The following is a 13477-nucleotide window of genomic DNA, read 5'->3' on the forward strand; positions in this document are numbered from 1 at the left end:
GCATCAGGGTTTCGTTTTTCTCGACTTACCAGGAGTTTGCAGATGCAACGTCGTCAATGGAACGCCCGCGCGGGTGCTGCTGCGCTGATCGCTGTCGCCGGCCCGGCGCTGGCCCAGGGCTATCCGAACAAGCCGGTCGAACTGAGCGTGCCTTTCGCACCCGGCGGCACCACCGACATCATTGCGCGCGTCGTGGCCGACCCGCTGGGCAAGGTGCTGGGGCAGCCAGTGGTGGTGGTGAACCGCGCAGGCGGCGGCGGCATCGTGGGCGCGGCCGAAACCGCACGCGCACCGGCCGACGGCTACAAGCTGGGCATCGCCACCGTGTCGAGCACGGCGGCCAACCCGGCCATCAACCCGAAAACGCCCTACGACCCGATCAACGACTTCACGCCGATCATCAACATCGCTGCCACCCCGAACATCATCGCGGTGAACCCGAGCTTTCCGGCCAAGAACTACGCCGAGTTCGTGGCGGAGCTGAAGAAGAACCCCGGTAAATATTCATACGCGTCTTCGGGCACCGGCGGCATTGGCCACCTGCTGATGGAGCTGTACAAGAGCCTGACGACCACCTTCGTCACGCACATCCCGTACCGCGGCGCCGGCCCCGCCCTCAACGACACGGTGGCCGGCCAGGTGCCGATCATCTTCGACAACCTGCCCTCGGCGTTGCCCTTCATCAAGTCCGGCCGGCTGATCCCGATCGTGGTGAGCGCGCCCAGCCGCGTGGCCGCACTGCCGAACGTGCCGACCTTCAAGGAAGTCGGGCTGGAGCCGGTGAACCGCATGGCGTACTACGGCATCCTCGGCCCCAAGGGCCTGCCCAAGGACGTCGTTGACAAGGTCAACGAAGGTGTGAAGAAGGCGCTGACCGACCCGGCCGTGAAGAAGCGCATCGAGGACACCGACTCGATCATCGTGGCCAACACGCCCGAGCAGTTCGCCGCGCAGATCAAGGCCGAGTACGAGATCTACAAGCAGGTCGTGGCCAAGCAGAAGCTCAAGCTCGAGTAAGCCGCGCGGCTGCCTCGTCCGTCCAGCCGCCTTCGGGCGGCTTTTTGTTTGTTATCTTGGGGTCATGTCAGAACCTGTGTCGCCCGCCGCCCCGGCCACGCCCGAGATCGACGATTTCGTCGATGCGTTGTGGCTGGAGGACGGGCTCTCGAAGAACACGCTGGCGGCCTACCGGCGCGATCTGGCGTTGTTCGCGCAATGGCTGCGCGCCGAGCGCGGCACGGCGCTCGATCGCGCCACCGAGCCCGAGCTGCTGGGCTACATGGCCGCGTGCCTGGCGCATGGCGGGCGCGAAGGCAAGACCGGCAAGGCCACGTCCGCCAACCGGCGGCTGACCGTCTTCAAGCGCTACTACCGCTGGGCGCTGCGCGAGAGTCGCATCACGGCCGACCCGACGCTGCGTCTCGCCCCGGCGCGGCAGGCACCGCGTGCGATCAAGCTGCTGTCGGAGTCGCAGGTCGATGACCTCCTGCAGGCGCCCGACGTCAACACGCCGCTCGGCCTGCGCGACCGCGCCATGCTGGAGCTGATGTACGCGAGCGGCCTGCGCGTGAGCGAACTGGTCTCGCTCAAGGTCTTCGAGCTGAGCCTGAACGACGGCGTGCTGCGCGTGATGGGCAAGGGCAGCAAGGAACGGCTGGTGCCCTTCGGTGGCGAGGCGCGCCGCTGGATCGAGCGCTACCTGGACGAATCACGCCCCGAGATCCTCGGCGGCCAGCAGACGCCGGACCTGTTCGTCACCGCACGCGGCGCGGGCATGACGCGCGTGATGTTCTGGATCATCGTGAAGAAGCAGGCCGAGGCCGCGGGCATCCGAGTGCCGCTGTCGCCGCACACGCTGCGCCATGCGTTCGCGACGCATCTGCTCAACCACGGCGCCGACCTGCGCGCGGTGCAGCTGTTGCTGGGCCATGCCGACATCTCGACGACGACGATCTATACCCATGTGGCACGCGAGCGGTTGAAGCAGCTGCATGCGCAGCACCACCCACGCGGATGACGCCGCACGACAGCCCACCCTCGTTGCGCGTCGGCTGCGCGGGCTGGAGCCTGCCGCGCGAGCAGTGGCCGCATTTTCCAGCCGAGGGCTCGCACCTCGAGCGCTATGCGTCGCGCTTCGATGCGGTGGAGATCGACACGTCCTTCTACCGGCCGCATCGGCTCGAGACCTACGCGCGCTGGGCGGCCAGCAGGCCGGCGCACTTCCGCTTCGCGGTCAAGCTGCCCAAGACCATCACGCACGAGCGGCAGCTGGTCAATGCGATGCCGCTGTTCGACGACTTTCTCGCGCAGATTGCGGGGATTGGCGACAAGCTGGGCTGCCTGCTGGTCCAGCTCGCACCCCGCTTGGCTTTCGACGCGACCGTCGCTCGGCGTTTTTTCGACGGCGTGCGCCAGCGCCATGCCGGCCCCGTGGCGCTGGAGCCGCGTCACGCCAGTTGGTTCACCGCCGACGCCGATGTGCTGCTGGCCGCGTACCAGGTCGGTCGCGTGCTGGCCGACCCGGTGCTGCACGACGGCGCAGCCGCACCCGGCGGGTGGCATGGCTTGGTCTACCTGCGCATGCACGGCACGCCGCGCGTCTACTGGTCGGCCTACGACGACGCACTGCTGGCGCGCGTGGCGCAGCGCCTGCGACAGGCGCGGGACGCAGGCGCCGAATGCTGGTGCGTGCTCGACAACACGGCGGGCGGCGCGGCGGTTGGGAACGCGCTCACGCTCCAGCGCATGGCGGCAAAATCCGCATGAGTCCTCATCGCCACTTCACCAACAACACCCAATGACTTTCCGACCAACGCGGCGCTCTGCGCTTGCTCTTTCTGCTGCCACGCTGTTCACAGGCATGCTGGGCAACGCCGCGGCCCAGTCCCTTCCCAAGACCCTGCGCATCATCGTCGCCTACCCCGCCGGCGGTGTGAGCGACGCGGTGGCGCGCGCGCTGGCCGACAAGCTCGCGGCACAGATGAACATCGCCGTCGTCATTGAGAACAAGGCCGGCGCCAGCGGCACGATCGGCATGGACGCGGTCGCCAAGGCCGCGCCCGACGGCGCCACGCTGGGCTTCTCGGCGATCAGCCCGCTGGTGCTGAACCCACACCTGGGCCGCTCGCCCTTCGACCCGTTGAAGGACATCCAGCCGATCGCCAGCGTCATGTACTCGCCGGTGCTGCTGATGGCGACCTCGGCCAGCACGAGCAAGGATTTCGCCGGCCTGCTGGCCGACGCGAAGGCCAGGCCCGGCGCGATCCGCTGGGCGACCTCGGGCCAGGCCTCGCTCGGCCACATCATGCTGGAGCAACTGCACATCGCCGCGCGCATCGAGGTCACGCACGTGCCCTACAAGGGTGGCGGCCAGCAGATGAACGACGCGCTCGGCGGCCAGTTCGAGGTGCTGTCGACCAACGCGGGCGCCACGCTGTCGCAGCACATCAAGGCCGGCAAGCTGCGGCCGCTGGCCGTGGGTGCACCGGCGCGGCTCGAGAGTCTGCCGAACGTGCCGACGCTGGCCGAGCTGGGTTATCCGGCGGCCAACCTCTCATCGCTGTTCGGCGTGTTCGCACCGGCCGGGCTGCCGCAGCCGCTGGCCGTGCGCTACAACGCCGAGATCAACAAGGCGCTCGCCACACCCGACCTGCGCGCCAAGCTGATCGCCACCGACAACGTGCCGACCGGCGGTGCCGCAGCGGATTTCGCCAAGGCCATCGCCGCCGAGTACGAGGCCGACGGCCGGGTCATCAAGGCGGCCGGCATCAAGGCCGACTGAGGCGCAGGGCCGCCGCGGAGGGGGCCGGCACACACGGCGAGCGACCGGCGCTAAGCTTGTCGGAGCAAACCGGAGACATCCATGGCCACCACCCATTCGCCGGACGCCCCGCGCGGCGCGCTCTACCTCGACGACCTCTCGGTTGGCGACCGCTTCATCAGCGGCGAGCACCCGCTCGACGCGGCGCAGATCGTCGCCTTCGCGGCGCAGTTCGATCCGCAGCCTTTCCACACCGATCCCGACGCCGCAGAAGCCACGTTCTTCCGTGGCCTCGCTGCGAGCGGCTGGCACACGGCGGCGCTGACGATGAAGCTGCTGGTCGACAGCGGCATCCCGCTGGCCGACGGCATCATCGGCTCGGGCGGCGAGCTGCAGTGGCCGCAGCCCACGCGGCCTGACGATGTGCTGCGCGTCGAATCGGAGGTGCTGGAGATCGTGCCCTCGCGCAGCAAGCCGGGGCGCGCGATGGTGCAGATGCGCTGCGAGACGAAGAACCAGCGCGGCGAGGTGCTGCAGCGCTTCACGCCCAAGCTGGTGGTCGTTGCCCGACCGGCCTAGCACCTCAGGTCCCGGCCAGGTCCGCGAGCTCTTCGTCGGTGAAGCCGGCCCGCGCGCGGGCTTCGAGATTGAACGGCGCCTTCAGCCGTGGCGCCTCGTGTCGGCGGTACAGCACGCGGTAGTGTGCGATTGGGTCGACGCCTTCGCGTGCGCACAGCCAGCGGTACCAGTGGTTGCCGATGGCCACATGGCCGACTTCGTCGCGCAGGATGATGTCGAGGATGGCGATGGCCGCGTGGGCATCCGGCGTGTCGACGCGCCGCAGCTTGGCCTGGATCAGCGGCGTGGCGTCGAGCCCGCGCGCCTCCAGCGTGCGCGGCACCAGCGCCATGCGCGCCAGCACATCGTGCTTCGTCTTTTCGCACATCGACCACAGGCCGTCGTGGCCGGTGAAGTCGCCGTAGCGCAAGCCGAGTGTCTGCAGGTGCGCATGCAGCATCGTGAAGTGCTGCGCTTCCTCGTCGGCCACGCGCAGCCAGTCGCGGTAGTAGGCCTCGGGCATGCCGTCGAAGCGCCAGATGGCGTCGAGCGCCAGGTTGATGGCGTTGAACTCGATGTGACAGATCGAGTGGATCAGCGCTGCCCTGCCGTCGGGCGTGAAGGGTGAGCGCTTGCCGACGTCCATCGCCGACACGGTCAGCGGGCGCTCGGGCCGGCCGGGCACACCGTCGTCGTCGCCGGGTTGCCGCACGGCAATCTCCGGCATCGGCGCGGCGAGGCTGGCCGCGGCAAGCGCGCGCGTCGCCGCCACCTTGGCATCGGGGTCGGTGAGGCGAAGCGCGGCGAGGGCGCCGAGGCGGGGGTGCATCCCTACAATTCTAGTTTTCGACCCACGGAGACACACGATGGCCTTGTACGAACTCGATGGCGTGGCGCCGCAACTGGCAGACGGCACCTGGGTCGCCGACAGCGCGCAGGTGATGGGCTCGGTGGTGCTTGGCGAGAACGTCAGCGTCTGGTTCGGCGCCGTGCTACGCGGCGACACCGAGCCGCTCACTATCGGCCGAAACAGCAACGTGCAGGACCTGTCGGTGCTGCATGCCGACGTGGGCTCGCCGCTGACCATCGGCGAGAACGTGACGATCGGCCACCAGGTCATGCTGCATGGCTGCACCATCGGCGACAACTCGCTGATCGGCATCCAGGCGGTGGTCTTGAATAACGCCAAGATCGGCCGCAACTCGATCGTTGGCGCCGGCAGCGTGGTGACCGAGGGCAAGGAGTTTCCGGACAACGCCCTCATCATCGGATCGCCGGCCAAGGTGGTGCGCACGCTGGACGATGCCGCCGTCGCCAAGCTGCGCGCCAGCGCAGAACACTATGTAGAGAACGGCCGTCGCTTCGCGAAGGGCCTCAAGAAAATCTCCTGAGGGAGCGAAGGATTGTTTTGAGCGAGCTGCACAAATTCCTGTTCGACGGCATGCCGGTGCGCGGCATGATCGTGCGCCTGACCGATGCCTGGCAGGAGATCCTGGCCCGGCGCGCAGCGAACACCACGACCGGCGCCTACCCGCCTCCGGTGGCCGAGCTGCTGGGCGAGATGACCGCGGCGGCCACGTTGATGCAGTCGAACATCAAGTTCAATGGCTCGCTCATCCTGCAGATCTTCGGCGACGGCCCGGTCAAGGTAGCAGTGGCCGAGGTCAAGCCCGACCTGAGCCTGCGCGCCACGGCCAGCGTGGTGGGCGAGCTGCCCGCGGATGCACGCCTGCCCGACATGGTCAACGTCAACAACAAGGGCCGCTGCGCCATCACGCTGGACCCCAAGGGCCGCGTCCCCGGCCAGCAGCCCTACCAGGGCGTGGTGCCGCTGTTCGGCGACGACGGCGAGAAGCTCGACAAGCTCAGCGACGTGCTGCAGCACTACATGCTGCAGAGCGAACAGCTCGACACCACGCTGGTGCTGGCGGCCGACGACCAGGTCGCGGCGGGCCTGTTGATCCAGCGCCTGCCAGTGAAGGGCGAAGGCAATCTCGAAGGCACGGCCGCCGGTGACCGCAACCCCGCCAACGAAGACGAGATCGGCCGCAACGAGGACTACAACCGCATCTCGATCCTGGCGTCGACGCTCACGCGCGAGGAACTGCTGACGCTCGACATCGAGACCATCCTGCGCCGCCTGTTCTGGGAAGAGAAGCTGCTGCGCTTCGAGCCGCAGAAGGGCATGCTCGGCCCGCACTTCGCCTGCACCTGCGGGCGCGAGCGCGTGGCGCAGATGATCCGTGGCCTGGGCGTGGAAGAGGCCGAGAGCATCCTCGCGGAGCGCGGCGACATCGAGGTCGGCTGCGACTTCTGCGGCAAGCAGTACCGCTTCGACGCGGTCGACGCGGCGCAGATCTTCCGTCCCCCCGGCGACCAGTTGCCGGGGACACCGACCGTCCAATAGCGCATGGCGCTCAACGTCCGGCCGCTTCGAAGTCATAGAAGCGGATGTCGGGCGCGCTGGTGTTGTGACGCGATGGGATGCTGCGGCCGAAGCGGACGTCGGTCGCTTCGATGCGGCGCACTGCGTCGAGCGGACGCGCCATGGGCGGGGTGTCCGCTGCCTCTCGCCAAGTGATCTCGCTCACGTCCGCGTTGTCGGGTGCGACATGCATCGAGCGCAGTGCGGCGAACGGCACACCGCTCTGCGTGGCGGGAGCGAGCGACACGTCCAGCGCCGTGCGGGCCCGGCTGGCTTCTGCCACCGCGACGCGCGCCTGCCCGGCATCGAAGCGCAGCTTCAGAACCAGAGGCCGCGTCTCGATGCGGATCGATGCGATGTTCACCACCGGGCGACCCTCGTCCACCACTGGCCCCAGCAGAAAAGATGAGCCGTAGACCCCGTCGCCGAAGCGTGGCTCGGGGACTGGCTTGAGGCGCCAGTAGCCATCGGCCGGGTAGAGCACCAGCACCTCGCGCGGCCGTGGCACATCAGGCGTCTTTGCGAACACCTGCAGCAGATGGAGGCCGCGCACCGTGCGCTGGCCGAGGCTCACCGGCACCTGATGCGGGCGCCAAAAGGTCGGCAGCGTGAGCCCGACGATGCGCCATCGCGGGCCGTCGTGCAGCACGACCCGGCGCTCGCGAAAGTGGTAGGCCGGGTCGGTCGGATGCGTGCGGCCGTCGAAGTTGCAGCCCGAGAAGTCGGGGGTGGTGATGTCGCGATCGACCTGGTCGAGGTAGGGCGGCGGCAGCGCCTCGACACGCAAGCGTGTGATGCGCGGCGCCTGCAGGTGCAGCGAGACGTTGTCTTCTTCGGCGCAGGTGGTGGGTCGGCTGTGGTTGCTGACCGTGACCGAGGGCGGCGCCGCGATGCCTTCGGACATGGCGACGACGAGCGTCAGCAGGAAGAGGGCACGACCACGGACCATGCCCGTGAGCCCTCAACCGCGCCGCGACAGCAAGTCGGTGAACAGCCGGTGCTCGCACACCGGGTCGGAGCATTTCTCGCAGGTCCAGTTCCAGGCGGCACCGGCCGGTATGATCGACGCTGGCGGCTCGGCGCCGCTGGCAAGATTCAATGCGGTCCACGCGCTGGCAAGGCGCTCGGGGCCGCGGCCGTGCACCACCGCGTACGCGACGCCCGCGCGTGCCAGCGCGGCACGCACCAGTGCGTCGACCGGCTCGCGCACATGCGGCCCGTCGCGCTGCAAGCCGTCGGCCACCCAAGGCAGGTCGAGCGCGGTCAGCAGCGTCATCGTGTAGCCGGCCTGTGCAGCCAACGCCGCAGCGTAGAGCGCAGGGTCGTCGAACAGCATGTCGCTGTACACGGCCGTCATCAACGCCGTCGTGTCGGCCACCACCACGCCGCGGCCCGCGGCCTCGGCGATGCGGCGCGTCTGTTCGTCGGCGATGGCGGCCTGCTCGTCGGGGCGGGGTGTGCGGCTTTCGCGTTCGCACCATTCGCGCAGCACCTCGGGCACCAGCGTCGCGGCGATGCCGCGCTGCGTCAGCCGTTCGGCCAGGGCGGACGCGAGCTCGGTCTTGCCGGTGCTCTCGGCACCGACCACCGCGATCACGGTTCCGCAGGCAAGCGAGGGCGTCATGCGGCCGAAAGCGCCAACCGCCGACGCCAGGCGAGGTAGCCGGCCGCGCTCAGCACGGCGAACACGGCATACAGCCCGACGGTGAGCCACAGCCCCTTGTGGATGAACAGGCCGATGCTCACCATGTTCACGGCGAGCCAGACCCCCCAGTTCTCGATGAACTTGCGCCCGAGCAGGAACTGGCCGACCAAGCTGAGGCCGGTGGCGAAGCCGTCCCACCACGGGACGTCGGTGTCGGTGAAGCGTTGCAGGAAGAGGGCGACGGTCGGCCAGGCGACGGCGCAGGCCAGCAGCGTGAAGGCCATGCCGCGTGGCGACAGTCGCGCCACACGCAGCGGCGCACCATCCCCGCGGCGTCCGCGCAGCCACTGGAACCAGCCCCAGACGGCGACAACGGCGAAGAAGATTTGCAGCGAGGCATCGCCATAGATGCGCGCCTCGAAGAAAACGAAGAAGTACAGCAACGAGCTGACGATGGCGAGTGGCCAACCCCAGTGGATCTCGCGCATGTTGCAGCCGACCATGGCGAGCGCCAGCGACGCGGCGATCACTTCGAGCCAGCTGGTCGGGGCGCCCCACAGCACGAAGGCCGGCGCCGAGAAGAACTCGGGCATCGTGGCCCGCTCAGCGGGTGATCTGGACGAAGACCTCGTCCGGCTTGACCATGCCCAGCTCCTGCCGGGCACGTTCCTCGACCATCTCCAGGCCTTCCTTCAGGTCGTTGACCTCGGAGGCGAGCCGGTCGTTGGCGAGCGAGGCGCGGGCGTTCGACTCTTTCTGAGCGCTCAACTTGTCTTCGAGCGTGGACACCTCGGGCACGCTCCCGCGCCCCGTCCACAGCTGCCACTGAAGGATCAGCAGCAGCAGGGCCAGGACGATGGGAACGACGCGCGAGCGCATGCCTCGAAACCTAGAGTCAGCGAAGGGTCAGCGCAGGTTGTAGAACGCGCCGCGACCGGGGTAGCTGGCGATGTCGCCGAGGTCTTCCTCGATGCGCAGCAGCTGGTTGTACTTCGCGATGCGGTCCGAGCGCGACAGCGAGCCGGTCTTGATCTGGCCGGCGTTGGTGCCCACGGCGATGTCGGCGATGGTCGAATCTTCGGTCTCGCCCGAGCGGTGCGAGATCACGGCGGTGTAGCCGGCGCGCTTGGCCATCTCGATGGCAGCGAAGGTTTCGGTCAGCGTGCCGATCTGGTTGATCTTGATCAGGATCGAGTTGGCGATGCCCTTGTCGATGCCTTCCTGCAGGATCTTGGTGTTCGTGACGAACAGGTCGTCGCCCACCAATTGCACGCGCTTGCCCAGGCGCTCCGTCAGGTGCTTCCAGCCGTCCCAGTCGCCTTCGTGCATGCCGTCTTCGATGCTGATGATCGGGTACTTGTCGACCCAGGTCGCGAGCATGTCGGTCCAGCTTTCGGCCGACAGCGAGAGGTTCTCGCCGGCCAGCACGTACTTGCCGTCCTTGTAGAACTCGCTGGCCGCGCAGTCCAGGCCCAGGGCGATCTGCTCGCCGGCCACGTAACCCGCCTTGTCGATCGCCTCGAGGATCAACTGGATCGCTGCTTCATGGCTCTCGACGCTGGGCGCGAAGCCGCCTTCGTCGCCGACCGCCGTGCTGATGCCGCGGTCACCCAGGATCTTCTTCAGGGCATGGAACACCTCGGCACCGTAGCGCACCGATTCGCGGAAGCTCTTGGCGCCCACGGGGATGATCATGAATTCCTGCAGGTCCAGGCTGTTGTTGGCGTGCGCGCCGCCGTTGATGACGTTCATCATCGGCACCGGCAGCTGCATGCCGCCCATGCCGCCAAAGTAGCGGTACAGCGGCAGGCCCGACTCTTCAGCCGCGGCGCGGGCGACGGCCATCGACACGGCCAGCATGGCGTTGGCGCCCAGGCGGCCCTTGTTGTCGGTGCCGTCGAGGTCGATCATCGTGCGGTCCAGGAAGGCCTGCTCGCTGGCGTCGAGGCCCAGCACCGATTCGGAGATCTCGGTGTTGATGTTCTCGACGGCTTTCAGCACGCCCTTGCCGAGGTAGCGGCCCTTGTCGCCGTCGCGCAGCTCGATGGCTTCGCGCGAACCGGTCGACGCGCCCGAAGGCACGGCCGCACGGCCCATAGTGCCGCTTTCCAGCAGCACGTCGCATTCGACGGTGGGGTTGCCGCGGCTGTCGAGAATCTCGCGCCCGACGATGTCAACGATTGCACTCATTGCGTCTCTTTCCTTAAAACAAAAACTCTTACACGCCTTCGACCACGATCATGCGCATGACCGCGGCGCCTTGACGCGCCGCGCGCGCCTTGCCGTACTCGGGCGAACTGTCGAAGGCCTTGGCGGCTTCGACGGTGGGGAACTTGAGGATCACCAGCCGCTGCGGCGCCCAGTCGCCCTCCAGCACTTCGACCTTGCCGCCGCGCACGCACACTTCGGCGCCATGCGCCTGCATGGCCGCGGTCGACCACTTCTTGTATTCCTCGTACTGCGTCGGGTTGGTGACTTCGACGTTGGCGATGATGTAGGCACTGGTCATGACTGAAAGATGTCCTCGAGAAAAGCGTTTTTCTTGGTGACCTGGTCGAGCGCGACGAGCGTCTCGAGCAGTGCCTTCATGTGTTTGAGCGGCACGGCGTTGGGCCCGTCGCTCATGGCTTTCGACGGGTCGGGGTGCGTCTCCATGAAGAGGCCTGCCACGCCGACCGCGACCGCGGCGCGCGACAGCACCGGCACCATCTCGCGCTGGCCCCCGGAGCTCGTGCCCTGGCCGCCCGGCAGCTGCACCGAGTGCGTCGCGTCGAACACCACCGGCGCCTGGGTCTCGCGCATGATCGCCAGCGAGCGCATGTCGGAGACGAGGTTGTTGTAGCCGAAGCTCGCACCGCGCTCGCAGGCCATGAAGCTGTCTTCGTCGAGGCCGGCTTCTTTCGCGGCCGCGCGCGCCTTGTCGATCACGTTCTTCATGTCGTGCGGCGCGAGAAACTGCCCCTTCTTGATGTTCACCGGCTTGCCCGACTGCGCCACGGCGCGGATGAAGTCGGTCTGGCGGCACAGGAAGGCGGGCGTCTGCAGCACGTCGACCACCTTGGCGGCCTCGGTGATGTCTTCGTTCGTGTGGACGTCGGTCAGCACCGGCACGCCCAGCTCGCGCCTGACCTTCGCCAGGATCTCCAGGCCCTTGTCGCGGCCGGGGCCGCGGAAGGTGGTGCCCGACGAGCGGTTGGCCTTGTCGAAGCTGCTCTTGAAGATGAAGGGGATGCCCAGCGCCGAAGTGATGTCCTTCAGCGTGCCGGCCGTGTCCATCTGCAGCTGTTCCGACTCGATCACGCAGGGGCCGGCGATGAGGAAGAAGGGCTGGTGCAGGCCGATGTCGAATCCGCAGAGTTTCATGCAACGACCTTCAGTGCTTTCTTGTCGGCGCCCTGGTGATCCAGCGCCGCCTTGATGAATGCATTGAACAACGGATGACCACTCCACGGCGTGGACTTGAATTCGGGGTGGAACTGCACGCCCATGAACCACGGGTGCACATCCTGCGGCAGCTCGACGATTTCGGTGAGGTGCTCGCGCTGCGTCAGCGCCGAGATCACTAGGCCGGCGCGGCGCAGCTCGTCGAGGTAGTTGACGTTCGCTTCGTAGCGGTGGCGGTGGCGCTCGGTCACCACGTCGCCGTAGATGCTGTGCGCCAGCGTGCCCGGGGTCACGTCGGAGCTCTGTGCGCCCAGGCGCATGGTGCCGCCCAGATCGGACTTCTCGTCGCGCGTCTTGATGCTGCCGTCGGTGTCCTTCCACTCGGTGATCAGTGCGATCACGGGGGTCGGCGTGGCCGGGTCGAACTCGGTGCTGTTGGCGTTCTTCAGGCCCGCCACGTTGCGGGCGTACTCGATGGTCGCGACCTGCATGCCCAGGCAGATGCCCAGATAGGGCACCAGCGTCTCGCGGGCGAACCTGGCGGCGGAGATCTTGCCTTCGACGCCGCGCTGGCCGAAGCCGCCGGGCACCAGCACGCCGTCGTACTTCGACAGGCGCGAGACGTCTTGCGGCGTGATGGTTTCCGAATCGATGTAGTCGATCTTCACGCGCGCATGGTTCTTCATGCCGGCATGGCGCAGCGCCTCGTTCAGCGATTTGTAGCTGTCCGACAGGTCGACATACTTGCCGACCATGGCGATGGTCACTTCCTTCTGCGGATGCTCGACCTCGTACACCAGGTCGTCCCAGCGCTGCAGCTTGGCCGGCGGCGTGTTGATGCGCAGCTTGTCGCAGATCAGGCCGTCGAGGCCCTGCTCGTGCAGCATGCGCGGCACCTTGTAGATGGTGTCGACGTCCCACATGCTGATGACGCCCCATTCGGGCACGTTCGAGAACAGCGAGATCTTGGCGCGTTCGTCGTCGGGGATGGGCCGGTCGGCACGGCACAGCAGCACGTCGGCCTGAATGCCGATGGCGCGCAGCTCCTTGGCGGTGTGCTGGGTCGGCTTGGTCTTGAGTTCGCCGGCCGCGGCGATCCACGGCACGTACGACAGGTGCACGAAGGCCGAGTTGTTGGGTCCGTTGCGCAGGCTCATCTGGCGCACCGCTTCGAGGAAGGGCAGCGACTCGATGTCGCCGACCGTGCCGCCGATCTCGACGATCGCCACGTCGACTTCATGTGCCGTGCCGATGCCGGCGCCGCGCTTGATGTATTCCTGGATCTCGTTGGTGATGTGCGGAATCACCTGCACCGTCTTGCCGAGGTAGTCGCCGCGACGTTCCTTCTCGAGCACCGACTTGTAGATCTGGCCGGTCGTGAAGTTGTTGGCCTTGCGCATCCGCGTGTTGATGAAGCGCTCGTAGTGGCCGAGGTCGAGGTCGGTCTCGGCGCCGTCGTCGGTGACGAACACCTCGCCGTGCTGGAACGGCGACATCGTGCCGGGATCGACGTTGATGTACGGATCCAGCTTGATGAGGGTGACTTTGAGGCCGCGCGATTCGAGGATGGCGGCGAGCGAGGCGGAGGCGATTCCCTTGCCCAGGGAAGACACCACACCGCCGGTGACGAAGACGAATTTGGTCATGCCATTTCCAGACTTTGAAGTCCGGTCAGTGGGAAATTGGGATTATAGGCGGGCCACTT

At 67.4% G+C, this 13477-nt stretch carries 16 protein-coding genes; 7 read left to right on the forward strand and 9 right to left on the reverse strand.

The genetic code is table 11. The annotated features are described in order from the left end of the window. The first annotated feature begins 42 nt into the window (after positions 1-42). From ACSFA0_RS09315 to ACSFA0_RS09335, 5 genes are all read left to right on the forward strand, one after another. A complete protein-coding gene (locus ACSFA0_RS09315) occupies positions 43-1017 on the forward strand; it encodes a tripartite tricarboxylate transporter substrate binding protein BugE (RefSeq protein ID WP_435449908.1) in 975 nt (324 codons plus the stop codon). Positions 1018-1081: 64 nt separating this feature from the next. Then, complete coding sequence (xerD, locus tag ACSFA0_RS09320; protein WP_435449909.1) at positions 1082-2017, forward strand: site-specific tyrosine recombinase XerD; 936 nt, start codon at positions 1082-1084, stop codon at positions 2015-2017. Then, positions 2014-2766: a DUF72 domain-containing protein gene (locus ACSFA0_RS09325; RefSeq protein ID WP_435449910.1), complete on the forward strand. Its 753-nt coding sequence runs from the start codon at positions 2014-2016 to the stop codon at positions 2764-2766. Before xerD ends, ACSFA0_RS09325 begins: the two co-directional genes overlap by 4 nt. A 31-nt stretch (positions 2767-2797) precedes the next feature. Then, entirely contained in the window at positions 2798-3781 is a 984-nt protein-coding gene (locus tag ACSFA0_RS09330) for a Bug family tripartite tricarboxylate transporter substrate binding protein (protein WP_435449911.1), read from the forward strand. Positions 3782-3862: 81 nt separating this feature from the next. After that, complete coding sequence (locus tag ACSFA0_RS09335) at positions 3863-4339, forward strand: MaoC family dehydratase (RefSeq protein WP_435449912.1); 477 nt, start codon at positions 3863-3865, stop codon at positions 4337-4339. A gap of 4 nt (positions 4340-4343) precedes the next feature. Here the strand turns inward: ACSFA0_RS09335 and ACSFA0_RS09340 are convergent, their stop codons facing one another. Then, a complete protein-coding gene (locus ACSFA0_RS09340; protein ID WP_435449913.1) occupies positions 4344-5147 on the reverse strand; it encodes a ferritin-like domain-containing protein in 804 nt (267 codons plus the stop codon). Between the two features lie 37 nt (positions 5148-5184). Between ACSFA0_RS09340 and ACSFA0_RS09345 the strand changes: the two genes are divergently transcribed. Beyond that, positions 5185-5709 carry a gamma carbonic anhydrase family protein gene (locus ACSFA0_RS09345; protein WP_435449914.1) on the forward strand — a complete coding sequence of 175 codons (525 nt, stop codon included), beginning with the start codon at positions 5185-5187 and terminating at the stop codon, positions 5707-5709. A 17-nt stretch (positions 5710-5726) separates the two neighbouring features. Continuing rightward, positions 5727-6725, forward strand: a complete 999-nt coding sequence (gene hslO / locus ACSFA0_RS09350) for an Hsp33 family molecular chaperone HslO (RefSeq protein WP_435449915.1) — start codon at positions 5727-5729, stop codon at positions 6723-6725. Between the two features lie 10 nt (positions 6726-6735). Here the strand turns inward: hslO and ACSFA0_RS09355 are convergent, their stop codons facing one another. Genes ACSFA0_RS09355 through ACSFA0_RS09390 form a run of 8 tightly spaced genes read right to left on the reverse strand, consistent with a single transcriptional unit; the run spans position 6736 to position 13418 of the window. Then, a complete protein-coding gene (locus tag ACSFA0_RS09355) occupies positions 6736-7692 on the reverse strand; it encodes a hypothetical protein (protein WP_435449916.1) in 957 nt (318 codons plus the stop codon). A gap of 12 nt (positions 7693-7704) precedes the next feature. Continuing rightward, positions 7705-8367 carry an AAA family ATPase gene (locus ACSFA0_RS09360; protein ID WP_435449917.1) on the reverse strand — a complete coding sequence of 221 codons (663 nt, stop codon included), beginning with the start codon at positions 8365-8367 and terminating at the stop codon, positions 7705-7707. Continuing rightward, positions 8364-8981 carry a nicotinamide riboside transporter PnuC gene (gene pnuC, locus ACSFA0_RS09365; protein ID WP_435449918.1) on the reverse strand — a complete coding sequence of 206 codons (618 nt, stop codon included), beginning with the start codon at positions 8979-8981 and terminating at the stop codon, positions 8364-8366. Before pnuC ends, ACSFA0_RS09360 begins: the two co-directional genes overlap by 4 nt. A gap of 10 nt (positions 8982-8991) precedes the next feature. Further along, positions 8992-9267, reverse strand: a complete 276-nt coding sequence (gene ftsB / locus ACSFA0_RS09370) for a cell division protein FtsB (protein ID WP_435449919.1) — start codon at positions 9265-9267, stop codon at positions 8992-8994. 27 nt (positions 9268-9294) lie between these two features. Continuing rightward, entirely contained in the window at positions 9295-10578 is a 1284-nt protein-coding gene (gene eno, locus ACSFA0_RS09375; RefSeq protein ID WP_435449920.1) for a phosphopyruvate hydratase, read from the reverse strand. A gap of 28 nt (positions 10579-10606) precedes the next feature. Further along, positions 10607-10897 carry a DUF1330 domain-containing protein gene (locus ACSFA0_RS09380; RefSeq protein WP_435449921.1) on the reverse strand — a complete coding sequence of 97 codons (291 nt, stop codon included), beginning with the start codon at positions 10895-10897 and terminating at the stop codon, positions 10607-10609. Then, the gene (gene kdsA / locus ACSFA0_RS09385; protein WP_435449922.1) at positions 10894-11751 is read right to left on the reverse strand and encodes a 3-deoxy-8-phosphooctulonate synthase; all 858 of its coding nucleotides are present in this window, start codon (positions 11749-11751) and stop codon (positions 10894-10896) included. The genes ACSFA0_RS09380 and kdsA overlap by 4 nt, the downstream gene beginning before the upstream one ends. After that, positions 11748-13418, reverse strand: coding sequence for a CTP synthase (locus ACSFA0_RS09390; RefSeq protein WP_435449923.1), 1671 nt, complete (start codon positions 13416-13418; stop codon positions 11748-11750). The genes kdsA and ACSFA0_RS09390 overlap by 4 nt, the downstream gene beginning before the upstream one ends. Between the last annotated feature and the right edge of the window lie 59 nt (positions 13419-13477).

It is taken from the genome of Variovorax restrictus, assembly GCF_051216715.1.
Taxonomy (GTDB): Bacteria; Pseudomonadota; Gammaproteobacteria; order Burkholderiales; family Burkholderiaceae_C; genus Variovorax.

What these genes read in the sequence shown, in the direction of transcription:
- ACSFA0_RS09330 (WP_435449911.1), top strand. Translation starts at nt 2,798, where the DNA reads ATGACTTTCCGACCAACGCGGCGCTCTGCGCTTGCTCTTTCTGCTGCC.
- ACSFA0_RS09335 (WP_435449912.1), top strand. Translation starts at nt 3,863, where the DNA reads ATGGCCACCACCCATTCGCCGGACGCCCCGCGCGGCGCGCTCTACCTC.
- ACSFA0_RS09345 (WP_435449914.1), top strand. Translation starts at nt 5,185, where the DNA reads ATGGCCTTGTACGAACTCGATGGCGTGGCGCCGCAACTGGCAGACGGC.
- ftsB (WP_435449919.1), bottom strand. Translation starts at nt 9,267, where the DNA reads ATGCGCTCGCGCGTCGTTCCCATCGTCCTGGCCCTGCTGCTGCTGATC.
- kdsA (WP_435449922.1), bottom strand. Translation starts at nt 11,751, where the DNA reads ATGAAACTCTGCGGATTCGACATCGGCCTGCACCAGCCCTTCTTCCTC.
- eno (WP_435449920.1), bottom strand. Translation starts at nt 10,578, where the DNA reads ATGAGTGCAATCGTTGACATCGTCGGGCGCGAGATTCTCGACAGCCGC.
- ACSFA0_RS09380 (WP_435449921.1), bottom strand. Translation starts at nt 10,897, where the DNA reads ATGACCAGTGCCTACATCATCGCCAACGTCGAAGTCACCAACCCGACG.
- ACSFA0_RS09315 (WP_435449908.1), top strand. Translation starts at nt 43, where the DNA reads ATGCAACGTCGTCAATGGAACGCCCGCGCGGGTGCTGCTGCGCTGATC.
- ACSFA0_RS09390 (WP_435449923.1), bottom strand. Translation starts at nt 13,418, where the DNA reads ATGACCAAATTCGTCTTCGTCACCGGCGGTGTGGTGTCTTCCCTGGGC.
- ACSFA0_RS09360 (WP_435449917.1), bottom strand. Translation starts at nt 8,367, where the DNA reads ATGACGCCCTCGCTTGCCTGCGGAACCGTGATCGCGGTGGTCGGTGCC.
- pnuC (WP_435449918.1), bottom strand. Translation starts at nt 8,981, where the DNA reads ATGCCCGAGTTCTTCTCGGCGCCGGCCTTCGTGCTGTGGGGCGCCCCG.
- ACSFA0_RS09340 (WP_435449913.1), bottom strand. Translation starts at nt 5,147, where the DNA reads ATGCACCCCCGCCTCGGCGCCCTCGCCGCGCTTCGCCTCACCGACCCC.
- ACSFA0_RS09355 (WP_435449916.1), bottom strand. Translation starts at nt 7,692, where the DNA reads ATGGTCCGTGGTCGTGCCCTCTTCCTGCTGACGCTCGTCGTCGCCATG.
- xerD (WP_435449909.1), top strand. Translation starts at nt 1,082, where the DNA reads ATGTCAGAACCTGTGTCGCCCGCCGCCCCGGCCACGCCCGAGATCGAC.
- ACSFA0_RS09325 (WP_435449910.1), top strand. Translation starts at nt 2,014, where the DNA reads ATGACGCCGCACGACAGCCCACCCTCGTTGCGCGTCGGCTGCGCGGGC.